This is a genomic window from Vibrio sp. MM46 (assembly GCF_027587135.1).
Lineage (GTDB): Bacteria > Pseudomonadota > Gammaproteobacteria > Enterobacterales > Vibrionaceae > Vibrio > Vibrio harveyi.
The window spans coordinates 79,393-102,530 of record NZ_JAPPTO010000002.1 but is presented as its reverse complement, the minus strand read 5'-3'; the positions used below and the strand labels follow the sequence as shown (position 1 = coordinate 102,530).

General features: G+C 43.8%; 20 protein-coding genes and 1 riboswitch. Of the genes, 10 read left to right on the top strand and 10 right to left on the bottom strand.

The genetic code is table 11. The features are described from left to right. Positions 1-39 precede the first annotated feature (39 nt). Positions 40-753 carry a two-component system response regulator TorR gene (torR, locus tag OH459_RS02425; protein WP_005450350.1) on the bottom strand — a complete coding sequence of 238 codons (714 nt, stop codon included), beginning with the start codon at positions 751-753 and terminating at the stop codon, positions 40-42. 233 nt (positions 754-986) lie between these two features. On the opposite strand from torR, the gene torD reads away from it, so the two are divergent. The 5 genes from torD (at position 987) to OH459_RS02400 (ending at position 5,288) form a co-directional block, all read left to right on the top strand. Then, positions 987-1,634 carry a molecular chaperone TorD gene (torD, locus tag OH459_RS02420; protein ID WP_269985254.1) on the top strand — a complete coding sequence of 216 codons (648 nt, stop codon included), beginning with the start codon at positions 987-989 and terminating at the stop codon, positions 1,632-1,634. A gap of 446 nt (positions 1,635-2,080) precedes the next feature. Further along, positions 2,081-3,085, top strand: a complete 1,005-nt coding sequence (gene purR, locus OH459_RS02415; protein ID WP_005450353.1) for an HTH-type transcriptional repressor PurR — start codon at positions 2,081-2,083, stop codon at positions 3,083-3,085. A 279-nt stretch (positions 3,086-3,364) separates the two neighbouring features. Then, positions 3,365-3,454, top strand: a riboswitch (cyclic di-GMP riboswitch). 116 nt (positions 3,455-3,570) lie between these two features. Next, positions 3,571-4,161 (top strand): TfoX/Sxy family DNA transformation protein, encoded by a 591-nt coding sequence (locus OH459_RS02410; protein WP_005450356.1) that lies wholly within the window; start codon positions 3,571-3,573, stop codon positions 4,159-4,161. Between the two features lie 120 nt (positions 4,162-4,281). Continuing rightward, complete coding sequence (locus OH459_RS02405; RefSeq protein WP_005450359.1) at positions 4,282-4,971, top strand: TVP38/TMEM64 family protein; 690 nt, start codon at positions 4,282-4,284, stop codon at positions 4,969-4,971. After that, positions 4,971-5,288 carry a putative signal transducing protein gene (locus OH459_RS02400; RefSeq protein ID WP_005450364.1) on the top strand — a complete coding sequence of 106 codons (318 nt, stop codon included), beginning with the start codon at positions 4,971-4,973 and terminating at the stop codon, positions 5,286-5,288. Before OH459_RS02405 ends, OH459_RS02400 begins: the two co-directional genes overlap by 1 nt. A 32-nt stretch (positions 5,289-5,320) precedes the next feature. On the opposite strand, the gene OH459_RS02395 is transcribed toward OH459_RS02400, so the two are convergent. From OH459_RS02395 to topA, 4 genes are all read right to left on the bottom strand, one after another. Next, entirely contained in the window at positions 5,321-6,124 is an 804-nt protein-coding gene (locus OH459_RS02395) for an alpha/beta fold hydrolase (protein WP_005450365.1), read from the bottom strand. A 122-nt stretch (positions 6,125-6,246) separates the two neighbouring features. Then, on the bottom strand, positions 6,247-7,704 hold the full coding sequence (gene glgA, locus OH459_RS02390) for a glycogen synthase GlgA (protein ID WP_005450366.1): 1,458 nt from the start codon (positions 7,702-7,704) through the stop codon (positions 6,247-6,249). After that, the gene (glgC, locus tag OH459_RS02385) at positions 7,694-8,911 is read right to left on the bottom strand and encodes a glucose-1-phosphate adenylyltransferase (RefSeq protein WP_005450367.1); all 1,218 of its coding nucleotides are present in this window, start codon (positions 8,909-8,911) and stop codon (positions 7,694-7,696) included. The genes glgA and glgC overlap by 11 nt, the downstream gene beginning before the upstream one ends. Before the next feature lie 531 nt (positions 8,912-9,442). After that, positions 9,443-12,073, bottom strand: coding sequence for a type I DNA topoisomerase (gene topA, locus OH459_RS02380; RefSeq protein WP_005450368.1), 2,631 nt, complete (start codon positions 12,071-12,073; stop codon positions 9,443-9,445). A gap of 479 nt (positions 12,074-12,552) precedes the next feature. On the opposite strand from topA, the gene OH459_RS02375 reads away from it, so the two are divergent. Continuing rightward, entirely contained in the window at positions 12,553-12,801 is a 249-nt protein-coding gene (locus tag OH459_RS02375; protein WP_005450369.1) for a YciN family protein, read from the top strand. 65 nt (positions 12,802-12,866) lie between these two features. Here the strand turns inward: OH459_RS02375 and aroA are convergent, their stop codons facing one another. Continuing rightward, the gene (aroA, locus tag OH459_RS02370; protein WP_005450370.1) at positions 12,867-14,147 is read right to left on the bottom strand and encodes a 3-phosphoshikimate 1-carboxyvinyltransferase; all 1,281 of its coding nucleotides are present in this window, start codon (positions 14,145-14,147) and stop codon (positions 12,867-12,869) included. A gap of 339 nt (positions 14,148-14,486) precedes the next feature. Beyond that, on the bottom strand, positions 14,487-14,963 hold the full coding sequence (locus OH459_RS02365) for a glycine zipper 2TM domain-containing protein (protein ID WP_005450372.1): 477 nt from the start codon (positions 14,961-14,963) through the stop codon (positions 14,487-14,489). A 41-nt stretch (positions 14,964-15,004) separates the two neighbouring features. Here OH459_RS02365 and aat point away from each other — a divergent pair, with 41 nt between their 5' ends. The 3 genes from aat to infA all read left to right on the top strand — a co-directional run bounded on the left by aat (position 15,005) and on the right by infA (position 16,712). Continuing rightward, positions 15,005-15,715: a leucyl/phenylalanyl-tRNA--protein transferase gene (aat, locus tag OH459_RS02360; RefSeq protein ID WP_005450374.1), complete on the top strand. Its 711-nt coding sequence runs from the start codon at positions 15,005-15,007 to the stop codon at positions 15,713-15,715. Beyond that, on the top strand, positions 15,712-16,413 hold the full coding sequence (locus tag OH459_RS02355; RefSeq protein ID WP_005450375.1) for an arginyltransferase: 702 nt from the start codon (positions 15,712-15,714) through the stop codon (positions 16,411-16,413). The genes aat and OH459_RS02355 overlap by 4 nt, the downstream gene beginning before the upstream one ends. Positions 16,414-16,493: 80 nt before the next feature. Continuing rightward, positions 16,494-16,712 carry a translation initiation factor IF-1 gene (gene infA / locus OH459_RS02350; RefSeq protein ID WP_001040192.1) on the top strand — a complete coding sequence of 73 codons (219 nt, stop codon included), beginning with the start codon at positions 16,494-16,496 and terminating at the stop codon, positions 16,710-16,712. Between the two features lie 348 nt (positions 16,713-17,060). On the opposite strand, the gene clpA is transcribed toward infA, so the two are convergent. Together clpA and clpS are read right to left on the bottom strand one after the other, a co-directional pair. After that, on the bottom strand, positions 17,061-19,331 hold the full coding sequence (gene clpA / locus OH459_RS02345; protein ID WP_005449844.1) for an ATP-dependent Clp protease ATP-binding subunit ClpA: 2,271 nt from the start codon (positions 19,329-19,331) through the stop codon (positions 17,061-17,063). 48 nt (positions 19,332-19,379) lie between these two features. Continuing rightward, the gene (clpS, locus tag OH459_RS02340; protein WP_005427554.1) at positions 19,380-19,700 is read right to left on the bottom strand and encodes an ATP-dependent Clp protease adapter ClpS; all 321 of its coding nucleotides are present in this window, start codon (positions 19,698-19,700) and stop codon (positions 19,380-19,382) included. Between the two features lie 711 nt (positions 19,701-20,411). On the opposite strand from clpS, the gene cspD reads away from it, so the two are divergent. After that, complete coding sequence (gene cspD, locus OH459_RS02335) at positions 20,412-20,630, top strand: cold shock domain-containing protein CspD (RefSeq protein ID WP_005427548.1); 219 nt, start codon at positions 20,412-20,414, stop codon at positions 20,628-20,630. 129 nt (positions 20,631-20,759) lie between these two features. On the opposite strand, the gene OH459_RS02330 is transcribed toward cspD, so the two are convergent. Beyond that, the gene (locus OH459_RS02330; protein WP_269985234.1) at positions 20,760-22,985 is read right to left on the bottom strand and encodes an NADP-dependent isocitrate dehydrogenase; all 2,226 of its coding nucleotides are present in this window, start codon (positions 22,983-22,985) and stop codon (positions 20,760-20,762) included. Between the last annotated feature and the right edge of the window lie 153 nt (positions 22,986-23,138).

Here is a 23,138-nt window from a genome sequence, read left to right as displayed (position 1 = left end):
AAAGGAGAGCCAATGCTCTCCTTTTTCTTTAGGTATGATTTAATCACCAGCAAACATGTAGCCTTCACCGTGAACCGTCACAAAGATTTGTGGGTTCTTAGGATCAAACTCCATCTTAGCGCGCATGCGGCGAATCAGTACGTCAATCGTACGATCATTTGGCGCATCCACTCGGTGGCTGATCATATTCAAAATACGCTCGCGGCTTAGTACCTGATTTGGGTACGAGGACAGTGCAACCAATAACTCGTATTCAGCTTTGGTTAGTTTCACTGGCTCACCATTACGGCTTAGAGCTCGACGCTGAATATCAAACGTCCACTCACCGAAGCGCACAATGTGTTCTTCATTAGTGTCGTTCGCTGCTTTTTGAGAACCGCTGCGTGCCGCAGAGATGCGCCATAGCAAGTTCTTCACGCGAACCAATAATTCCCTTAGTTCAAAAGGCTTTGTCACATAATCGTCTGCGCCCATTTCTAGACCAACGATTTTGTCAATGCTATCCGTGCGTCCTGTCACTAATATGATGCCGATATCTGATTGGCTGCGTAATTCACGCGTAAGCATAAGACCATCTTCGCCAGGCAGGTTAATATCCAGCATGATTAGGTCAACATCACCGCCTTGAAGCACTTCGCGCATCTCTGCGCCGCTTTCTGCTTCACTGACTTTGTAACCTTCATTTTGGAAATAGCCCGCGAGCTTACTGCGAGTTACAACATCATCTTCTACGACTAATACGTGATAGCTCATTTACACCACTTTCTGTCTTTTTTATTTTCCAAGACGTATTCTATTCATAACTAGTAACATTTCTAGTCATAGATACATTAAAAAGCAAGATTTTGCGATTTTATTGATTCAAAGCAAGCTTATTTACAGCCATTCACAAATACGCATATTTTCCAATAATGCATAACAATTATAGTTACTGCTATTCATCTTAATTGTTTACACTTAAGGGATAACCATTCAGGAGCAAAAAAATGCAAGAAGTGAAAGCTTTTAACGAGAAACGCGCAGAAATCTATTGGTGGTTTTCTAGCCTGTTCGCAAAAGAACTGACAGAGAGAGAACTAGAAACCTACCACAGTGTTGAAATTCGAAGCTTTTTAGCGGGTCTTGGTGAAAACGAATCACTAAAACCAGCTGTTGATACCCTTGTTGATGCACTCAACCGTTTACAAGACCGTGAAGACGCTCAGTTAGAATTAGCAGCGGACTTCTGTGAACTCTTTCTAAAAACAGAAAAGCACGGCGCACTGCCTTATGCTTCAATGTACATCGGCGAATCTGGTTTATTAAATGATAAGCCAGCAGAAGAGATGGAAAAACTGATGGCAGACTTTGGCGTGCAAGTGGACGAAAATCTGAAAGAACCAGCGGACCACTTAGCGGTCGAGCTAGATTTTCTAGGCAACATGATTATCCGCTCGAACGAACTAGAGCAAGATAAACATATGGAAGAAGCGTTCGGAAAACAGAACGAGTTCATCCAACAACACCTTATGACTTGGCTGCCACAGTTTGCTGCTAAATGTAAGCAATTCGACGAATTTGGCTTCTACATTAGCGTTACGCAACTATTAATTGCATTTTGTAAACTGGACAGCACCTACCTTCTTGGTGAATAATTGCCACCTATTTTGGGGAGTCTGTCATTCAGACTCCCTATTTTATTCGTTTGTTTTTAATCTGGCACAGAGAAATACAATCAATTTAGCCGTTAAAATGTGACCTCAGGGGCACAAAACAACTGCCTAGAATATTGCCAGCTTGCTCGCATCAGTCTAAAATGTGAGCGCAAACGATTAAATATGATTTATATGTAAACCGCTGAAATAAAGCGGTTTTTGTGTTTTCTTAACAGGATTGCTGACCAATTCCTCACTTATATAAGAAAGGAATATGAGACTCAGCGATAAATGTTGCTACAAACCTTTTTATACCGATTTCGGAACAACCGCTGCCAAATATCTCAGCAATGCCCCTATTCGCAGTTGCTCGGTTTGCGCAAGACCCTAAGCGTATGGTTGTCTTCACTACGGTATTTACAGTAGCTCGATACAGGACATCATTTATGGCCACTATTAAAGACGTTGCTCGCTTAGCCGGCGTTTCTACCACTACGGTTTCGCACGTAATTAATAAAACTCGCTTTGTTGCTGAAGCAACTCAAGAAAAAGTAATGAAAGCGGTGGATGAACTTAATTACGCACCAAGTGCCGTTGCGCGCAGTTTAAAATGCAACTCAACTCGTACCATCGGTATGTTAGTTACTCAATCTACCAACCTATTCTTCTCTGAAGTAATCGACGGCGTTGAGAGCTACTGTTACCGTCAAGGTTACACTCTGATTCTATGTAACACGGGCGGTATTTACGAGAAGCAACGTGACTACATCCGCATGCTAGCTGAGAAACGTGTAGATGGCATTCTAGTAATGTGTTCTGACCTTACAGAAGAGCTAAAAGAGATGCTTGACCGTCATTCAGACATTCCTAAAGTTGTCATGGATTGGGGTCCTGAAAGCTCACAAGCGGACAAGATCATCGATAACTCAGAAGAAGGCGGTTACATCGCAACAAAATACCTGATCGACAATGGTCATACTGATATTGCTTGTCTGAGCGGTCACTTCGAAAAAGCAGCTTGCCAAGAACGTATTGCGGGTTACCGCCGTGCGATGGCTGAAGCAAACCTAGCCGTTAACGAAGATTGGATTCTTGAAGGCAACTTTGAGTGTGACACGGCTGTCTTAGCTGCAGATAACATCAGTGCTATGGACAAACGTCCAACCGCTGTTTTCTGTTTCAATGACACAATGGCACTTGGCTTGATGAGCCGCCTACAACAAAACGGTATCAAAGTACCAGACGATATTTCTGTTATCGGTTACGACAATATCGAACTTGCTGAGTACTTCTCTCCACCGCTAACGACGATTCACCAACCAAAACGTCGTGTGGGTAAAAATGCATTTGAGATCCTACTTGAGCGCATCAAAGATAAAGAGCATGAGAAGCGTGTTTTCGAAATGCAACCAGAGATCGTTGTACGTAATACAGTTAAGAAATTGAACTGATCTCTCACTTGATTTTATAAAGCGCTCCTAGGAGCGCTTTTTTATTGCCTAAAAATAACTTTTTTTGGACATTTCATCAGAAAAATAATTTAAAGAACGAAGATAAGTTGCTGTTTTAACTCAAGGTAGCACATATCCTTGATAGACCTTTTGTATTACAATTATACATTCCAGCATATGAAACTTTACACATCAAATTACCACTATTAACTGAACCAAGATCACACTTCAACGTTTGAAACGTGATGTTAATTCAATATACGAAGTATCCTCAAAGAGTCACGCACAGGGCAAACCATCCGAAAGGGTGGGACGCAAAGCCTCCGGCCTGAACCATCTTATTAGATGGAAGGTAGCGGGGTTACCGATGGCAAATATGCATTAAGTGAGTTTACCCTTTAATGACATTGTGTCTGCATGCATTTGCTAATCTCTCGGACCTGATTTTTGGTGGCGTAATATTAATTACACCGAGATAACACACCATGGATAAACCGATACTCAAAGACTCAATGAAGCTGTTTGAGGCACTTGGTAATATCAAGTCGCGCTCAATGTTTGGTGGTTTTGGGCTCTTCGCCGATGAAACGATGTTTGCGCTTGTCGTAAACAATCAACTTCATATTCGAGCTGACCAACAAACTTCATCTGACTTCGAGACTCAAGGACTAAAACCGTACGTCTACAAGAAACGTGGTTTCCCAGTCGTTACGAAATACTATGCAATTTCTGATGATCTTTGGGACACAACCGACCGCTTGATTGAAGTTGCCAAGCAATCCCTCGAGACTGCTAAGCAAGAGAAAAAACAACAAGCAAGCACCAAGCCTAATCGATTGAAAGATCTACCTAACCTGCGTCTAGCGACTGAGCGTATGCTCAAGAAAGCGGGCATTGACTCTGTAGAGCAACTTGAGGCAGAAGGCGCGCTAAACGCATACAAAGCAATCCAAGATACGCATGCCTCTACGGTAAGCCTTGAACTGCTCTGGGCGTTAGAAGGTGCAATCAAAGGCACACATTGGAGTGTCGTACCTCAGTCTCGTCGAGAAGAATTGATGAGTGCTCTTTCCTAAAGCATTTATATCAGCATGACATTGAGTAAAAACCGCAGTTTTCAAACTGCGGTTTTTTTTTGAAATTTTTTATTGCCCCATTCTGTCTTATTATCTAAGAAGCCAAACGGAGCTATTGATATGAACAAGAAACTGATTTTAGGACTGATCCTACTCGCGACGATTATCTTTTTAGGCGTGAATTTTGGTCAATACCTAACACTAGAAAACGCGAAGGCGCAACAAGAAGCGTTGAACACTTTTATTAGCGAAAACTTCGTATTCGCTGCTGCCACTTATTTCTTTGCTTACATTGCCATCACTGCGTTTTCGATTCCAGGTGCAGCAGTGGTGACTTTGCTTGGTGCGGCGCTATTTGGTTTCTGGACAAGTTTGCTGCTGGTTTCTTTTGCCAGCACAATCGGTGCAACGATCGCTTTTTTAAGCAGCCGTTACCTATTGAGGGAATGGGTACAGAGTAAGTTTGGAAACAAGCTAGGTGCGATCAATCAGGGTGTAGAAAAAGACGGCGCATTTTACCTATTTTCGCTACGCTTAATCCCTGTTTTTCCATTTTTCCTAATCAACTTGTTAATGGGTCTGACACCAATGACTATTGCTCGATTCTACTTAACAAGCCAAATTGGTATGTTGCCCGGCACTGCGGTTTATCTGAATGCAGGCACACAGCTAGCAACCATTGATAGTCTTTCTGGAATTGTGTCACCAACCGTATTAGCATCGTTTGCCCTACTTGGTTTGTTCCCTATTATCGCTAAATGGGTTATGAATAAGGTTCGTCCTGCACAAGTACAGAATGGAAACGCTTAATGAAAATATACATCGCTAAAAATCCGGCTGAAGCTCATATCGTTTGTGAGCTTCTTAAAACCGAGCAAATAGCCTGCGAAGTGCGAGGTGAAGGCATGTTCGGATTGAAGGGTGAGCTGCCTTTTAGCGATGATACTGACCCGTATGTTTGGCTTTTACATCCGGAGCAACAGTTGAAAGCATCAGCCATCGTCGAAGACTATCGAAAACAAGCAGAACTTATTTACCAAGATTGGCAGTGCCCACAATGTTCGGAGCAAAATGAAGGTCAATTTGGCGCTTGTTGGCAATGCGGATATCAAATAGGGGAGCCTTAATGGCTCCCCTATTCTTTTCAATCATTTTAAGTTTAAGCGGCTAAGCTTTGCTGCTTAATGAACTCGATAGAGTGTTGATTGAAGTCATCAGGTCGTTCTACATTGCACACATGACCACAGTCTGGAATCTCGCGTAGAACACTTTGCTTATGTACCGCAACCATCTCTTTAACTGGCTTGATGAACATATAATCCCTATCACCCATTAAATACAATGTTGGGATAGGCAGTTCACGATCTTTAAAGTATTTCATCAGAGGATTAACGTCAGCGGCTAAGATGAACCATCGTTTGAATTCTTTCTGGCATAATTTCTTTGCTTCACGGATAAATAGGTGACGTGATTCTCGTTGGTTTTTTTGCGGCATAACAATGTAGGCAAACAACTTGTACAGCCACATATAAGGCAGAATGTGCTTTCCTAGATTACCTAACTTCACCAGGATTTGTGAGCGGGTATTTAAACGCGTAACTGCGCCACCAAGAACCATAGAGCGTACTCGCTCAGAGGCTAACTCAGCCAAATTACGAACAATAATAGTACCCAAAGACATACCGACAAAGTGCGCAGACTGAATCTTAAGATGATCCAAAACTTTTAGAATATCTTGAGTCACCGCCGTAAAGGTATAGCGACTTGTCATCAATTCTTTAAGCAGTTGGTTAGATTTTCCATGCCCTCGAAGGTCGATCAGCAGTAAGTTAAAGTGCTGCTTATACGCTTTGATCTGCTTAAACCATATCGAAGAACTGCCACCAGCACCATGCACGAAAACGACCCACTCTTTGCTAGTAGGGTGTATATAGGTTTTATGGAATAAAAGTGGCTGAGTCATGTATCAGTATGAAAAACATTCTTTGTGAACAGGAATGGATAAATGCTACCACACTCCTTATGGGTAAGATAATAAAGGCACCCTATTCGGTGCCTTTCGTTACACTTTTTAAAGATTTTGCGTCAATTTAACGCGGCTCTATACAACTGCAAGTATTCTTCCGCAGCTTTACGCCAACAAAAGTCTTTCTGCATTGCATGAAGCTGTACACGCCTTACTTCGTTCGGACTCTGTGCGTAAAGCAACAGTGCCCTTAGCATCGTCAATAACAACGCTTGTGGTGTTGGCTCATAGAATACAAAACCTGTGGCTTCTTCAAGATCTGCGTCGTAGTCATTAACACTGTCTTTCAAACCGCCTACACCACGAACAATCGGCAACGTGCCATAAGCCATACTGTAGATCTGATTTAAACCACAAGGTTCAAATTCTGAAGGCATCAGGAAGAAATCTGAGCCAGCCTCAACAAGGTGTGCGAGTTCATTATCGTATGCTTCAACAAAAACCAACTTATTAGCGAACTGTGCTGAGACGTCTCTCAGTTGGGCAGCAAGGATAGGATCGCCGGTCCCCACGACGACAACTTGAACATCATGTTTGAGGAAGTCAGCCAATGCTGGTAGCAAATAATGCACGCCTTTTTGTTGCGTTAAACGGCAAACCATACCAAACATAGCGCAATCAGATACTTCAAGACCCAGCTTTTCTTGTAGGGCTCTCTTACAAGCGTTTTTGCCACGCACCATGCTTTGTCGGTTCGCTTTGTAGTTCAACGGTAAACTAGAGTCCGTTTCTGGATTCCACGCACTGTAATCACAACCATTTAGAATACCCACTAAATCGTCAGCGCGTTGTTGAAACTCCCACGCCATACCATGACTACCTAGCTCAGTCTTAAGCTCTTCTGCGTAAGTCGGGCTTACTGCATTGATTTTGTCTGCATTCATCACCCCCGCTTTGAGCATGGTGATGTGAGTGGCACTGACGGCAGCATCAGGCACATTTCGACTATGGAACTCTGGAAGGCATTGAACATCGTCGTAACTAAATACCCCTTTGAACACCGCGTTGTGAATTGAAATAACGCTGCGAGTGTTTGCAAAGAAGGCTTCATTGCCGTATCGATGTTTGAGCAAGAATGGGACTAATCCTGTATGCCAGTCATTAGCGTGAACAATGTCCGGCTGGAAGCCAAGCTTAGGTAACATGTCCAAACACGCTGCACTAAAGAATGCAAAGCGTTCACCATTGTCTGTATAAGCTTGGTTGTTTTCGGCGTACATAGAAGGACGATTGAAATACGGCGGACAATCAATTAAGTAAACTGGATTATCCCCAAGCGTTAACTTAAGCACTCGGTACGCCGTATGTGGCCAACTCGTTAACTCTGTTTCTAGAACCGTTTCCGCTTCCGATAGTTGCTCAATGCCAGTATAGGCTGGAATAGAAATTCGTACATCTTGCTGAAGATTTTGAAGGGCTTCCGGCAGTGCCTTGGCTACGTCAGCCAAGCCACCACTTTTAATTAGTCCTTCGACTTCAGACGCTACAAACAGAACAGACAAATTGTTAGTAGCCAACACGTGCTCCTTTTGGAATTACAACGATGCCATCATCTGACACATGGTAGTGTTTCTTATCTTCTTGTAGATTTACACCAATTTGCGTACCCGGCGCAATATCTGCGTCTTTATCTACAATCACGCGACGAAGCACACAACCTTCCCCGACTTTCACATCACCGAGCAAAATACACTGGCTGATGTCACACGCCGAAGCAATGTTGCTACGGAAACCTAATACTGATTTTTCAATACGTGAACCACGCACGTAGCTACCGTTACATACCAAGCTATCGATGATCTGAACTCGACCATTAACAGAGTCAGTAAATGTCGCTGGTGGCAATGGTGGGTAATAAGTATGAAGTGGCCATTTGCGGTTGTATAGAGAGAACGGTGCGTCTTTCTCAAGAAGATCCATATGAGCTTGCCAGTACGCATCAATCGTACCTACATCGCGCCAATATACTTCTTCTTTCTCACCCGTGATGCGGTTGGTACTGAAGTCATAAACAAACACATCACCACGCGGGAACATTTTAGGAATAATGTCTTTACCAAAGTCGTGCGTTGACGCTTCGTTATCAGCATCTTCAATAAGTTCGGCAAACAGTGTCTGAGCTTCGAAGATATAGTTACCCATAGACACGAGTGCGTGCTCTGGATCACCTGGGATAGATTTCGGATTAGCTGGCTTTTCTTCAAAGCCAATCATGCGACCTTCGTTGTCTACTTCGATAACACCAAATTGAGACGCTTCAGATAACGGCATTCTTAGCGCTGAAACCGTTAGCGAAGCCTCTTTCTCTTGGTGGAAAGCCAACATCTGTTTAATGTCCATTTTATAGATATGATCGGAACCAAAGATACATACTTGATCAGGTTCTGCCAACTCCATAAAACGCAGGTTTTGGTAGATAGCATCTGCCGTTCCTTCATACCAACGCTTGCCTGTACGCATCTGCGCAGGAATTGGGTCGATAAAGCGGTCGGTGATGCCATTGATGTTCCACCCTTTCTTCAAGTGGTGGAATAGAGATTGAGATTTGAATTGAGTAAGGACGTAAATGCGCATTAAATCCGCATTCACAAAGTTATTCAGAGCGAAATCAATAAGTCGGTAACTTCCGCCGAAAGGGACCGAAGGTTTACTGCGGGATTCCGTTAAAGGTCTCAAGCGAGAGCCTTCACCGCCAGCAAGAATCATTCCCAAAACACCAGCCATTCGTTGTTCTCCATATAGTTATAGCTTGGAACTGGTACTCGCTTGATATGAGCAGAACTCGGGGAGTCAAGCAAATACGTTAATACGTCCATACTGATGAGTTTCTATGAACCCTCACAATACGAACTGAAAAAGCTATTGCACATCCTCGTACGCACACGCCTTAGTTATTCTTTATTTTCGGCGCTAAATAACAGCATACAGTTGCATTATCTGTCTAATAAGTTATCGAACTGGAACTAAATTACAATTTAAAATATGCCATTCCGTGTAGTGTACAGATGTTGCTTACTCAATACGGTATCTTGATCACACAATGGGACGCAAACGATTACATTGTGAAAACAATTTACAAACCGATTAACTACACAAGTGCAGTTTTGCGACAGGATACGATGAAACTATGACCGTTGGATGAAAACAAGAATGGTGAAAATGGAAGAAAAATGATTGGTGAAATGAATGAATTATAAAATAGCAGGTAAAAAATAAGGCAGCGTATGAGCTGCCTTATCGATTCAATCTCTAGGATTATGCTTTCGCTTTTTTGCGCTTGTCCGTGATTTCCCACTTACCATCGATAAACAATGCCGTCCAACCACTTGGTTTTCCATTGTCTTCAGTGCGCACGTAGTTCTCTTTGCTCTTGCGGCTAAAGCGAACAACAGCAGGGCGACCATCAGGGTCCGCAGCTGGCGCGGTAGTCAGATACTTAAACTTCTCAGGAAGACGTTCTTCGAAGCGAGCAAGTTCAGAAACTAATGGAGCACGAGTCTCACGTGATTTAGGGAAGTTACTCGCAGCCATAAACAGACCAGAAGCACCATCACGTAAAACAAAGTACGCATCTGAGTTTTCACAAGGAAGTTCAGGGAAATGAACTGGATCTTCTTTCGGCGGTGCTACTTCACCGTTCTTCAGGATCTTACGAGTGTTCTTACACGTTTCACTTGTACAATCCATGTATTTACCGAAGCGACCGTTCTTAAGCACCATGTCAGAACCACACTTGTCACACTCAACAACTGGACCATCATAGCCTTTCACTTTGAATTCGCCATGCTCGACGATGTAGCCTTCACAGTTCGGGTTGTTACCACAAACGTGCATCTTGCGTTTATCATCGATCAAGTATGCGTCCATCGCCGTTTCACAGATAGGACAACGCTTCTTAGCACGCAGAGCTGCTGTTTCCACATCTTCTTCTAGAACGTTGATGATACCGTCTTCGTCACCCAAGTTGATGGTTGTCTTGCAACGCTCTTTAGGTGGCAATGCGTAACCAGAACAGCCTAGGAATACGCCTGTTGACGCGGTACGAATACCCATAGGACGGCTACAAGTCGGACACTCGATATCTGTCATCACAATGTGATTCAACTTCATGCCGCCTTCATTCTCGTCTTGCTCCGCTTTCTCTAGATCGCCAGTGAAGTCTGTGAAAAAGTTATCTAGAACATCTTTCCACATCACATCGCCTTCAGCGATTTGGTCAAGCTTCTGCTCCATACGCGCAGTGAAGTCGTAGTTCATTAGATCATTAAAACTGTCATCCAGACGGTCAGTAACAATCTCGCCCATCTTCTCTGCGTAGAAACGACGCTGTTCTACTTTTACGTAGCCGCGATCTTGGATCGTAGAGATGATTGAAGCGTATGTAGAAGGACGACCAATGCCGCGCTTCTCAAGTTCTTTTACCAGTGCCGCTTCTGTGAAACGTGCAGGTGGCTTGGTAAAGTGCTGTTTAGGATCTAGTGATTCAAGATCTAGCTTATCGCCCAGTTGAACAGCAGGAAGAATCGTATCTTCGTTTTTACCCATTGGGCGTTGAACGCGAGTCCAACCGTCAAACTTAAGAATACGACCTTTCGCTTTTAACGTGTACTCAGCCGCTTTCACACTGATGGTGGTTGAATCGTATTCTGCAGGCGTCATTTGACACGCAACGAATTGATTCCAAATCAGCGCGTACAGCTTATGTGCGTCCGCATCAACACCTTGTAGGTCTTCAGCTTTCACAGCAACATCGGAAGGACGAATTGCTTCGTGCGCTTCTTGTGCGCCTTCTTTACTACCGTATGTTAGCGGTTTAGCTGGAAGGTATTTGTCACCGAACTCAGAACCGATGAAACCGCGAACTGCATCTACTGCTTCCGCGCTCAAGTTGGTTGAGTCGGTACGCATATAGGTGATGTAACCCGCTTCGTATAGACGCTGCGCCAGCATCATTGTCTTCTTAACGCCGTAGCCTAAACGAGTACTCGCTGCTTGCTGAAGTGTAGACGTAATGTATGGTGCAGACGGCTTACTTTTCGTTGGGCGGTCTTCACGCTTACATACTTCGTAGCTTGCGTTTTCCAGTACCGACATCGCCGCTTTGGTTTCAGCCTCGTTAACTGGCTTAAACGCAACGCCATCTTTCTGCGCAACAAGCAGTTTGAACGCCGTCTTATCTTTTGTGTGCGTATTTGCGTTGATATCCCAGAATTCTTCTGGAATGAAAGCGTTGATTTCACGCTCACGCTCAACCAGTAGTTTAACCGCTACTGATTGTACACGACCAGCAGACAGACCACGCGCCACTTTCTTCCATAGCAATGGAGAAACCATGAAACCTACTACACGGTCCATGAATCGACGTGCTTGTTGTGCGTTAACACCATCCATGTTTAGCTCACCAGGCGTCTGGAAAGCTTGCTGGATTGCATTCTTCGTGATCTCGTTAAACACTACGCGTTTGTATCGCTCTTCATCGCCACCGATGATCTCACGAAGGTGCCATGCGATTGCTTCCCCCTCGCGGTCTAAATCGGTTGCGAGATAAACGTAATCAGCATCTTTGGCTAATTTTTGCAGTTCGCTAACGACTTTTTCTTTGCCTGGAAGGATTTGGTAATTCGCATCCCAGTCATGATATGGGTTAATCCCCATTTTTTTGATTAGAGCTTTACGGTCTTTTTCTTTTTTGACACGCGCTTTTTCTTCCGGGCTCATTCCTTTAGTAGAAATGGCTGCGGCTTTTTTCTCACCAGTGCTTTGACCGGCCGTAGGCAGATCACGCACGTGACCAACACTAGACTTAACAATAAAGTCTTTACCAAGGTATTTATTTATCGTCTTAGCCTTGGCTGGTGACTCCACTATAACGAGCGATTTACCCATAACTGACTCTAACGTCCTTCATAATAATGCGGGTAACTAGCCCAAAGGAAGCTACCCGCATAATGTTCTATTTCATTGCTTCTTTTTTTACTATTGTGCGAGATGAAAAGAAGATCAACTGCTTTTTTGAAATTCAGATCCGATTGGTTGACAATTCATCGCCTTTGTACTTTGACGAGGCAGGGTACTGCAAAAGGTCTTGAGCGGCATATACTAAGCAGGCAAAGTTTCCTCTCGCTAGTCGAATTCGATAAATTTTGTCTCTCATCACAAAATAATTTGTCTTACGCGATCAGAACGTAAGCTTAAGTTATGCCAGTGAAATATCGGCTATTTGCAGATGAGAATCGCTTCGCTACTCCCTCTATATTAACGTGTGACGTTCGTAAAACACGCAATCACTGTTTTTAGTATGCAAACCCTTCACAATTGTGGGTATACTGCCCCCACTTAAAGTTTCATTGAATGACGAGAATGGTATGTCTGATAGAAAACACATTGAAGAGTTCGACCTTCTTTTAATTGCGAACCAAATCATCCAAGAGCACGATGACTACATTGAAGGCATGCGCGCAACAAGTGTAGAAGAAAAAGACGGTGTTTTGGTGTTTAAAGGTGAGTACTTCTTAGATGAAAAAGGTCTGCCGACAACCAACACTACTGCGGTTTTCAATATGTTTAAGTACCTAGCGCATCACCTTTCAAAAGAGTTCACATTGAACAAGTAAGCGCTTCAAATTCCAATAAAAAAGCCAGAGTCTCTACTCTGGCTTTTCACTTTCAATAAGGCGAATTAGCAGCTTAGTGCCTTTAACTTATCGAAGTAGTCAGGGAAGGTCTTTGACGTACATTTAGGGTCGTTAATCGTCACTGGAGTATCACTCAGTGCCACTAATGAAAAACACATCGCCATGCGGTGATCATCGTAAGTATCAATCGCTGCGTGCGTAAGCTTAGGGACTGGCTTCACGATGATGTAGTCCTCACCCTCTTCCACCTCAGCACCGACTTTACGAAGCTCAGTCGCCATCGCTGAAAGACGATCCGTTTCCTTTACGCGCCAGTTGTATACATTGCGAATTGCGGTTGTACCTTCAGCAAAAAGCGCTGTCGTTGCAATAGTCATTGCTGCATCAGGGATATGGTTATAATCCATATCGATGCCTTTTAACTGACCAACACGAGAAATGACGTAATCATCACCCCATTCGATTTCTGCACCCATTTTTTCAAGTGCATCAGCGAATTGGATATCTCCCTGAATGCTGTTCTTACCAATACCGGTTACTTTTACTTCACCACCCTTGATGGCAGCTGCGGCCAAAAAGTAAGAAGCAGAAGAAGCATCACCTTCCACCAAAAAATCACCCGGAGCGATATATTGCTGACCAGCTGGAATCACAAACTCTTGGTAATCATTGTTGATTACGTTGACACCAAACTGCTTCATAATATGGAGTGTAATGTCGATGTATGGTTTAGAAACCAACTCACCGTCAATATTGATGCGAATCTCACCATCAGCCAGCGGTGCTGACATTAAAAACGCTGTCAGAAATTGGCTAGAGATTGAACCATCAATCGATACAGAGCCAGACTTAAGTCCAGTACCAGTGATTTTCAGCGGTGGGTAGTTTTCGTTCTCTAGATATTCGACGTCAGCGCCTGCTGCTTTTAAGGCTGTCACTAAGTGACCAATTGGGCGTTCTTTCATGCGAGGTTCGCCAGTAAGAACGTATTCACCTTCACCTAAGCACAAGGCTGCTGCCAATGGGCGCATTGCTGTACCTGCGTTACCCAAAAATAGCTCAACAGGTTCAGAAACAGAAAATGGACGACCAAGCCCCTCTACAACACATTCTGTCTTGTCTTCAGACAACTGATACTGAACACCAAGCTTAGTCAGAGCGTTCAACATGTGGCGAATATCATCGCTGTCGAGAAGGTTGGTCAACCGAGTCGTGCCTTTTGCTAGAGCGGCAAGAAGCAAAGCTCGATTGGAAACGCTTTTTGATCCAGGAAGGTTCACTTCCCCTTGAATTTTATTGATAGGTTGTAACGTTAGGCTTTCCATTAAAAGTTGTTAATCCTTTGTGCTCTCACTTCACAATTTTTGAGAGCTAAACAATTCTTCGTGAATTCAGACTAACGAAAAAGCCACCACAAAACCAGAGCAAATCTACGCTAATTTTTGAATAATTAGTCAACTTCGTTTTTGCAGTACAAACATATACCCAAGTGACATCAAGATGCATGGTTCAGACCGTTGTCATTGACTCGAGAGCAAAGAAAACAACGCAGTGTATTGGTTGCCAACTTTTGGCTTGGCTCCACTGAACCTTCAAATCCTAACCACGCTAACAAACCAAGCCATTGTCGCTACCCCAAACATCTCGAGGTTACTTAGAAATATCTAATACGCAATATCAACCCTGACACCATCATCAAAATACAGAATGCGTACATCATCACCACGGTTAAACAGCATACTATTATCAACGTCTTGAATGACGTTGATAAGTTTGTTGCCATCAACCTTAATTAGCAGCTCAACCAATTTATACTCAACCGTGTATTCGTAGTTATTTCGATTTCGAACGACTGCGGCCCCCGCGAGTGCGCCCACGGCAGTTGCGACTTCTCTACCTGTGCCACCACCAAATTGGTTGCCCACTAGACCACCAATTGTGGCACCAAGAAGCGTTTCCCAACCGTTACTTTGTGATTGCTTTACTTCTTGTTGAGTTATGTATCGCACAGAATCGACTTTGCCATACACCACTTGATTGACTGGTTTTGCTACATTTCTTTCATAAGCTGCATTGGCGAAAAATGGCAAAAACAGTATGATCCATGCCCATCGTTTTATATTAAGTCTTTCTCTGCTCATAATAAGCTCCTATAGGCTCTGATGTTGGTAAACTTCTCTTTATGGCTATCTATTTAACTGAACTTGATGATTCGCTCTCTTTTCCATCTCCCTATGATGCGCTGAGCGATCCAAACGGTTTATTGGCGTTTGGTGGCGACCTTAACCCCGACCGCATCCTATGTGGCTATCAACAAGGCATTTTCCCTTGGTATGGTCCCGGAGAGCCAATTCTCTGGTGGAGTCCATCACCACGAGCTGTTTTCGATCCTTTGACCTTTACGCCTTCCAAGAGTTTGAAAAAGTTTCAGCGTAAACAACAGTATAAAGTAACGTTAAACAACGCAACCGAACGTGTCATTCAGTTTTGCTCTTCCACCCGCCCTGCGGAAGAGACTTGGCTCAATGACGAGATGCAAGCTTCTTATATCGAGCTTGCAAAGCGTGGTCATTGTCACTCAGTAGAAGTATGGCACGACGATCAATTAATTGGCGGTCTATATGGTATTAGCGTCGGTCGACTTTTTTGTGGTGAGTCGATGTTTAGCCTCAAAGACAATGCTTCAAAAATCGCATTGTGGTATCTGTGCGAACACTTGGCGTCAAATCAAGGTCAATTGATTGATTGTCAGGTGATGAACCCACACCTAGCATCGCTTGGTGCATTTGAACTCCAACGCGACGATTTCATACAAAAACTACTATCTTTAAGAGATAAGAAAACCGATTTGGGCACGTTTGAGCCACAGATTTTGCAGGGCGCGGTATCATGAGCACAGATCTCCAACATATTCGTATTGGGTTAACCAACAACCATCCATGCAGCTATTTACCTGAGCGTGAAGAGCGTGTGGCAGTAGCTCTTGATGCTGATTTGCATACAGAGCAAAGCTATCAAGTATTGATGGCTAATGGTTTCCGCCGCAGTGGAGACACCATTTACAAGCCGCATTGTCAGCACTGTAGTGCTTGTCAACCAATCCGAATCGCAGTACCGGATTTCGTAGCATCCAAAAGCCAGAAACGTTTGCTAAACAAAGGAAAGGCACTGCATTGGGAGATGAAACCTGAGCTCGATTCAAATTGGTTTGAACTCTACAGCCGTTATATTTGCGAACGGCACCAAAATGGTACTATGTATCCACCTCGGGAAGACGAGTTCGCGCGATTTGCTCAAACAACATGGTTAACGACTGGCTTTCTTCATGTTTATGATGACGAAGCGCGCCTAGTAGCCGTTGCTGTCACTGATATTATGGAGCATTGTGCGAGTGCGTTTTATACCTTCTTTGACCCAGATTATCCTTTGTCTCTCGGGACCTTAGGCGTGCTTTTCCAGCTAGAATACTGCCGACAGCACAACAAACATTGGCTGTATCTAGGGTATCAAATCGATGAATGTCCGGCGATGAACTACAAAACTCGCTTTCAGAGACACCAAAGGCTAGTAAATCAGCGTTGGCAAGGGTAGAATACGCCCCAACTTTACATAATTACTGTTTAGCGGCAAAATTAGCCCGCTAATACCGCCTAATTTCTAAAGAGGATTAAATGGCTAAAGAAGACGTAATTGAGATGCAAGGCACTGTGCTTGACACTCTACCAAACACTATGTTCCGCGTTGAACTTGAAAACGGTCACGTTGTGACTGCACATATCTCTGGCAAGATGCGTAAGAACTACATCCGTATCCTTACTGGTGATAAAGTAACTGTAGAGATGACTCCATACGACCTATCTAAAGGCCGCATCGTCTTCCGTGCTCGTTAATCTCTGATTTTCGAATACAATAAAAAACGGAGCTCGTAGCTCCGTTTTTTATTGCTTGTCATTTGCTTTAAAAGCCAGTCTGGCTTTGGAAATTCAATTCACGCTACAAGCTATACTCAAGTGACTTCAAGTTACAGGATTCAGAGCGTTGTCACTGATTCTCTGTTTACCGAAAGTAAGCAAGGAAGACAACGAAGCGAAATAGCCAGCGTTTCAAATAGTTGCCTCGCCTTCAAATCTGGTCATTCTCGCTGAACCAAGCTTATTGAGGTTAATTGAGAATATAATAGCAGGCATAAAAAAGCGCACGACTAAGCGCACGCTTTTAGAACTCAACAAGACCTAAGCTTAGTGAAGCGCAGCTTCTTTCTCACTTAAGTACTCAAACTTAAGCTCGTCTTTCACCAACGTAACTTTCACTGTACCACCGTCAACCAGTGATCCAAACAGAAGTTCATTCGCCAAAGGTTTCTTAAGCTGCTCTTGGATAACACGTCCCATAGGGCGAGCTCCCATCGCTTTGTCGTACCCCTTGTGAGCCAACCAATGACGCGCATCTTGCGATACTTCCATCGACACACCACGAGCGTCCAGTTGCACTTGTAGCTCCACGATGAACTTATCAACCACTTGATGGATAACCGTTTCATCTAGGCTATTGAACCAAATGATATTGTCTAGACGGTTACGGAACTCAGGAGTAAATACCTTTTTGATTTCCGCCATCGCATCATGACTGTTGTCTTGTTGGATAAGACCGATCGATTTCTTCTCAGTTTCAGCTACACCTGCGTTCGTAGTCATTACAAGGATCACGTTGCGGAAGTCCGCTTTGCGACCGTTGTTGTCCGTTAGCGTACCGTTATCCATCACTTGCAGTAGCAAATTAAAGATATCCGGGTGTGCTTTTTCAATCTCATCAAGCAGCACGACCGAATGAGGATGTTTAATCACCGCATCCGTCAATAGACCACCTTGGTCGTAGCCAACATAACCTGGAGGCGCACCAATCAAGCGACTGACCGAGTGACGCTCACCATATTCAGACATATCAAAGCGCAGTAGCTCAATGCCTAGTAGTTTAGAAAGCTGAACGGTAACTTCTGTTTTACCAACGCCTGTTGGACCTGCAAACAGGAATGAGCCAACAGGTTTGTTATCCACACCAAGACCAGCACGAGATAGCTTGATTGCTTCTGACAGTGCATCGATTGCCGTATCTTGACCGAACACAAGCATCTTCATCTTGTCATCCAGATTCTTCAGAATGTCTTTATCTGAAGATGATACTGATTTCTCTGGAATACGTGCCATCTTAGCGACCATCGCTTCGATGTCTGCAACACCAACGGTCTTCTTACGACGGCTTGCTGGTGCTAGACGACTGCGGGCGCCTGCTTCATCAATAACGTCGATTGCTTTGTCTGGCAAGTGACGCTCGTTGATGTACTTCGCTGACAGCTCTACCGCTGCACGCAGCGCTTTGTTGGTATAACGTACTTCGTGGTGCGCTTCATACTTAGGTTTCAAACCAATTAGAATTTTGGTTGTATCATCCAGAGAAGGCTCTACCACATCGATCTTTTGGAAACGACGGGACAATGCACGCTCTTTCTCAAAGATGTTGCTGTACTCTTGGTACGTCGTTGAACCGATACAACGCAACTTACCACTACTTAGTAGAGGCTTGATCAGGTTAGCGGCATCGACTTGACCACCAGAAGCGGCACCCGCACCGATGATGGTATGAATTTCATCGATAAACAGGATCGCGTCTTCCTCTTTCTCTAGCTGCTTTAACACAGACTTAAAGCGCTTCTCGAAATCACCACGGTATTTAGTACCAGCGAGTAAAGAACCAATGTCCAGCGAGTAAATCACACTGTTTTGAATCACTTCAGGAACCTGCCCCTCAACGATTCTCCAAGCGAGACCTTCGGCAATCGCGGTTTTACCTACGCCAGCTTCACCCACAAGTAATGGGTTATTTTTGCGGCGGCGACAAAGAACTTGGATTGTACGCTCTAGCTCTTTATCACGACCAATAAGAGGGTCGATATTACCGGCTTTTGCAACTTGGTTTAGATTTGTAGCAAAGCTTTCTAAACGTTCTTCTGGGTTGGTTTCTTCAGGCGCTTCCGAGCCAAAAGAGTCGGACGAAGAAGAGTCTTCGCTTGAACCAGAAGCTTTGGTAATACCATGAGAGATAAAGTTAACGATATCCAAACGAGAGATATCATTCTTTTTCAGCAGATAAGCGGCGTGAGACTCTTGCTCACTAAAAATAGCAACAAGAACGTTTGCCCCGGTCACTTCGCTTCGACCAGACGACTGAACATGGAAGACGGCGCGTTGAAGTACACGCTGGAAACTCAATGTCGGCTGGGTTTCGCGCGTCTCATCGCTTTCTGGGATGAGCGGCGTTGTTTGGTCGATAAAAATATCGAGTTCGTTACGCAAAGCATCAAGGTCCGCTTTGCAGGCTAGAAGGGCTTCCTTAGCTGCATCATTCTCCAATAATGCAAGTAGGAGGTGTTCGACAGTCATGAACTCGTGGCGTTTGTCACGTGCACGAGCGAATGCACCGTTAAGGCTTGACTCTAGTTCTTTATTTAGCATAAGTACCTCCCGAAAGAACAACTTTGGTTGCTCGAGCAAGTCTTCTTATTACGCTTGCTCCATAGTACATAGTAGCGGATGCTCATTTTCCCTTGAGTACATCGTCACTTGCGCTACTTTTGTTTCGGCAATTTCTGCACTGTATGTGCCACAAATTGCCTTTCCTTCATAGTGAATCTTGAGCATGATTTGCGTTGCTTTATCAATATCATGTGAAAAGAATCGCTCAAGCACCTCTATGACGAAATCCATAGGTGTATAGTCATCATTATTGAGTACAACGTTGTATAGCTTTGGCGGCTGAACTTTTGTACTTTCTCGCTCCAGAAGATCTGAGTCTGGAGTCACCCATTCAAAATTTTTACTCATGGCAATTCAAAGATATCGTATCAAAGGGTTGATGTTTTCGACCTATAAAAACAATCTACCATAAGCATGCCGTGCGGTGTAGTGAGATATGACACCTAATTCGATTTTGATAGATAAAATTTGCGTCCTCATATAGAGACTAATGCACCTCCGGCAGGCGCGCAAATAAAAGATTTTTATCTCTTAGAACGGTTATTTTTTGCTGTTAGAACTATCAATTTTTGCTCTGTTTCCATATAACCGATAAACATTCTTAAACTGCCAAGATCACACTTACAACGGAAAAGTCGCTAAATATCACGAAAACATCACTTTTTATTCATTTAGTAGAATCTTCTAATGTACACACTTGGTTTAGAATGCCCTCGCTCTATTTCAATACCTTGCAGACCTTTTATCTAAACTTCGGCGAACCACCTCGATTGAGTTTGCAAAATTGTTAATCTCAAAAGTGATTTGTTTTCAAATATGTTTCTTAATGTTGTCTTTCACTATTGACTGACGAGATTCATTGACTACAGTGGAAAGTGTTGATGCATAAATCCTCATTCTGAATTTGTTGGATTTCTAACAATTTGATGAATGTGGATGTGCACACTCGACGTGTGTTAGCAATTACTAGCATAGCAAGGCTAACAATGAGACCAAGCTGAAGGGATGGCTTGGGTGAAGTAACAACATCAGTAAAAAATGCATGAGGGATGTAAAAGCATGGCTACAGGTACAGTAAAGTGGTTTAACAACGCCAAAGGATTTGGGTTTATTTGTTCAGACGAAGAGGAAGGAGACATTTTCGCCCACTACTCAACTATCCAAATGGACGGTTATCGTACACTGAAAGCAGGCCAACAAGTCTCATACGAGATTGAAAAAGGTCCAAAAGGTTCACACGCAAGCAGCGTTGTTCCAATAGAAGGCCAAGCCAAATAAATAGAGCGCTGTCGGAAAGACAAATCATTTGCTCTCGTAGAAGCACACAAGCTTTTATGAAGAGAAAAATAAACCCGCGTAAAGCGGGTTTATTGTTTCTATAGGTCTACCGAAGTAGCGTGTACAAGATTATTTATTGATAATAGCGTTCAGCGTTGCGCTTGGACGCATCAATGTAGACGCTAGAGAATCATCAAGAGAGTAGTAACCACCTAGCTCGCCTTTTACACCCTGCGCGTTGTTTAGCTCAGACACAATCGCTTCCTCTTGCTCTGCCAACGCTTTTGCGACAGGAGCAAACTCTGCTGCAAGATCCGCGTCTTCTGTTTGCTCAGCCAATGCTTTCGCCCAGTACGATGCTAAGTAGTAATGGCTACCACGGTTATCCAACTCACCTACTTTACGAGAAGGTGATTTATTTTCGTCTAAGAACTCGCCTGTTGCTTTATCAAGAGCGTCAGCAAGAACTTGAGCCTTCGCATTGCCCGCCATAGAGCTTAGGTGCTCTAGAGAAGCTGCCAGCGCAAGGAACTCACCTAGAGAATCCCAACGTAAGTGGTTTTCTTTTTCAACTTGCTGAACGTGCTTAGGTGCCGAACCTCCTGCTCCCGTTTCAAATAGACCACCACCGTTCATTAGCGGAACGATAGATAGCATCTTCGCTGAAGTACCAAGCTCCAAAATTGGGAACAAATCGGTCAGGTAATCACGCAATACGTTACCCGTTACAGAAATGGTATCTAGACCTTCTTTGATACGCTCTAGAGAGAATTTACATGCATCGATTGGCGCAAGGATCTTAATTTCTAGACCTGAAGTGTCGTGTGCTGGAAGGTAGGCATTCACTTTTTTGATAAGTTCTGCATCATGAGCACGCGCTTCATCAAGCCAGAACACAGCCGGCGCACCCGAAGCACGAGCACGAGTTACCGCAAGTTTCACCCAATCTTGGATTGGCGCATCTTTGACCTGACACATACGGAAGATGTCACCTTCTTCTACTTCTTGCTCAAGAAGAACCGCACCAGAAGCATCTACAACACGTACAGTACCTGCTGCATCTAAAATGAATGTCTTATCGTGTGAACCGTATTCTTCAGCTTTCTGAGCCATTAGACCTACGTTTGGTACGCTACCCATAGTTGTTGGGTCAAATGCACCATGTTCTTTACAAAAATCGATAACCGCTTGGTAAATACCTGCATAGCTACGATCTGGAATCATTGCTTTAGTATCTTTCTGTTTGCCGTCTGGTCCCCACATTTGACCAGATGCACGCAGCATTGCTGGCATAGAAGCATCAACGATGATGTCACTTGGTACGTGCAGGTTGGTAATACCGCGATCTGAGTCAACCATCGCGAGTGCTGGTTGTGTTTCGTATACCGCAAGGATCGCCGCTTCGATTTCCGCTTTTTGTTCAGCAGGTAGCGCATCGATCTTCGCGTATACGTCACCGATACCATTGTTTACATCAACGCTTAGCTCTTCAAATAGCTTGCCGTATTTTGCAAACACGTCTTTGTAGTAAACCTTAACAGCATGACCAAAGATAACTGGATCCGATACCTTCATCATGGTCGCTTTCATGTGTAGAGAGAGCAGAACGTCTTGCTGTTTTGCTTCTGCAATTTCCTTCTCAAAGAACTCAACAAGCGCTTTCTTGTTCATTACCGAACAATCGATCACTTCTTTGTCTTGTAAAGGGAACGCCGATTTAAGTTCTTTCACCGAACCATCTGCAGCGACAAATTCAATTTTTACGTCAGTAGCACCAGAAACGGTTACCGATTTTTCACTACCGAAGAAGTCGTTGTCTGCCATGCTTGAAACATGAGATTGAGAATCCGCTGACCATGCACCCATTGAGTGCGGGTTCTTCTTCGCGTAATTCTTTACTGAAAGTGGCGCACGACGGTCTGAGTTACCTTCGCGTAGAACCGGGTTAACCGCACTGCCTTTGATTTTGTCGTAAGTCGCTTTAATCGCTTCTTCTTCGTAAGTGCTCGGCTCTTCTGGGTAGTTTGGTAGCTCATAGCCTTTTGCTTGCAGCTCTTTGATAGCAGCTTTTAACTGCGGGATAGATGCAGAAATGTTTGGAAGTTTGATGATGTTTGCTTCTGGCGTTTTCGCCAACTCGCCAAGTTCTGCTAGCGCGTCACCGATGCGCTGTTCTTCTTTTAAATGCTCTGGGAAGTTAGCGATGATACGACCTGCTAACGAAATATCACGAGTATCTACATTAATGCCAGACGATGCAGTAAACGATTGAATGATTGGTAGTAATGAATAGGTTGCTAACGCCGGGGCTTCATCAGTGATTGTGTAGATAATTGTAGGTTTTTCTGTAGGCATGAAATTTCCCTATTTTTTACTCAACTAAGCTGAACAACTCAGCAACTGAGTTCGTTGAATTTACGCATTGCTTAACGTTAGTAGTGCATTCCTCCTCACCAACGTGACATGCGGTTTGCACTCTTTCTTATAGTTTGAAGCTCTGTGGCTCTC

Excerpts from the sequence above, each read along its gene's own strand:
- OH459_RS02365 (WP_005450372.1), bottom strand. The coding sequence starts at position 14,963 with ATGAGCAGAGAAAGACTTAATATAAAACGATGGGCATGGATCATACTG.
- OH459_RS02375 (WP_005450369.1), top strand. The coding sequence starts at position 12,553 with ATGTCTGATAGAAAACACATTGAAGAGTTCGACCTTCTTTTAATTGCG.
- aat (WP_005450374.1), top strand. The coding sequence starts at position 15,005 with ATGGCTATCTATTTAACTGAACTTGATGATTCGCTCTCTTTTCCATCT.
- aroA (WP_005450370.1), bottom strand. The coding sequence starts at position 14,147 with ATGGAAAGCCTAACGTTACAACCTATCAATAAAATTCAAGGGGAAGTG.
- clpA (WP_005449844.1), bottom strand. The coding sequence starts at position 19,331 with ATGCTAAATAAAGAACTAGAGTCAAGCCTTAACGGTGCATTCGCTCGT.
- OH459_RS02410 (WP_005450356.1), top strand. The coding sequence starts at position 3,571 with ATGGATAAACCGATACTCAAAGACTCAATGAAGCTGTTTGAGGCACTT.
- topA (WP_005450368.1), bottom strand. The coding sequence starts at position 12,073 with ATGGGTAAATCGCTCGTTATAGTGGAGTCACCAGCCAAGGCTAAGACG.
- OH459_RS02400 (WP_005450364.1), top strand. The coding sequence starts at position 4,971 with ATGAAAATATACATCGCTAAAAATCCGGCTGAAGCTCATATCGTTTGT.
- purR (WP_005450353.1), top strand. The coding sequence starts at position 2,081 with ATGGCCACTATTAAAGACGTTGCTCGCTTAGCCGGCGTTTCTACCACT.
- OH459_RS02355 (WP_005450375.1), top strand. The coding sequence starts at position 15,712 with ATGAGCACAGATCTCCAACATATTCGTATTGGGTTAACCAACAACCAT.
- cspD (WP_005427548.1), top strand. The coding sequence starts at position 20,412 with ATGGCTACAGGTACAGTAAAGTGGTTTAACAACGCCAAAGGATTTGGG.
- glgC (WP_005450367.1), bottom strand. The coding sequence starts at position 8,911 with ATGGCTGGTGTTTTGGGAATGATTCTTGCTGGCGGTGAAGGCTCTCGC.
- infA (WP_001040192.1), top strand. The coding sequence starts at position 16,494 with ATGGCTAAAGAAGACGTAATTGAGATGCAAGGCACTGTGCTTGACACT.
- OH459_RS02405 (WP_005450359.1), top strand. The coding sequence starts at position 4,282 with ATGAACAAGAAACTGATTTTAGGACTGATCCTACTCGCGACGATTATC.
- OH459_RS02330 (WP_269985234.1), bottom strand. The coding sequence starts at position 22,985 with ATGCCTACAGAAAAACCTACAATTATCTACACAATCACTGATGAAGCC.
- torR (WP_005450350.1), bottom strand. The coding sequence starts at position 753 with ATGAGCTATCACGTATTAGTCGTAGAAGATGATGTTGTAACTCGCAGT.
- clpS (WP_005427554.1), bottom strand. The coding sequence starts at position 19,700 with ATGAGTAAAAATTTTGAATGGGTGACTCCAGACTCAGATCTTCTGGAG.
- torD (WP_269985254.1), top strand. The coding sequence starts at position 987 with ATGCAAGAAGTGAAAGCTTTTAACGAGAAACGCGCAGAAATCTATTGG.
- OH459_RS02395 (WP_005450365.1), bottom strand. The coding sequence starts at position 6,124 with ATGACTCAGCCACTTTTATTCCATAAAACCTATATACACCCTACTAGC.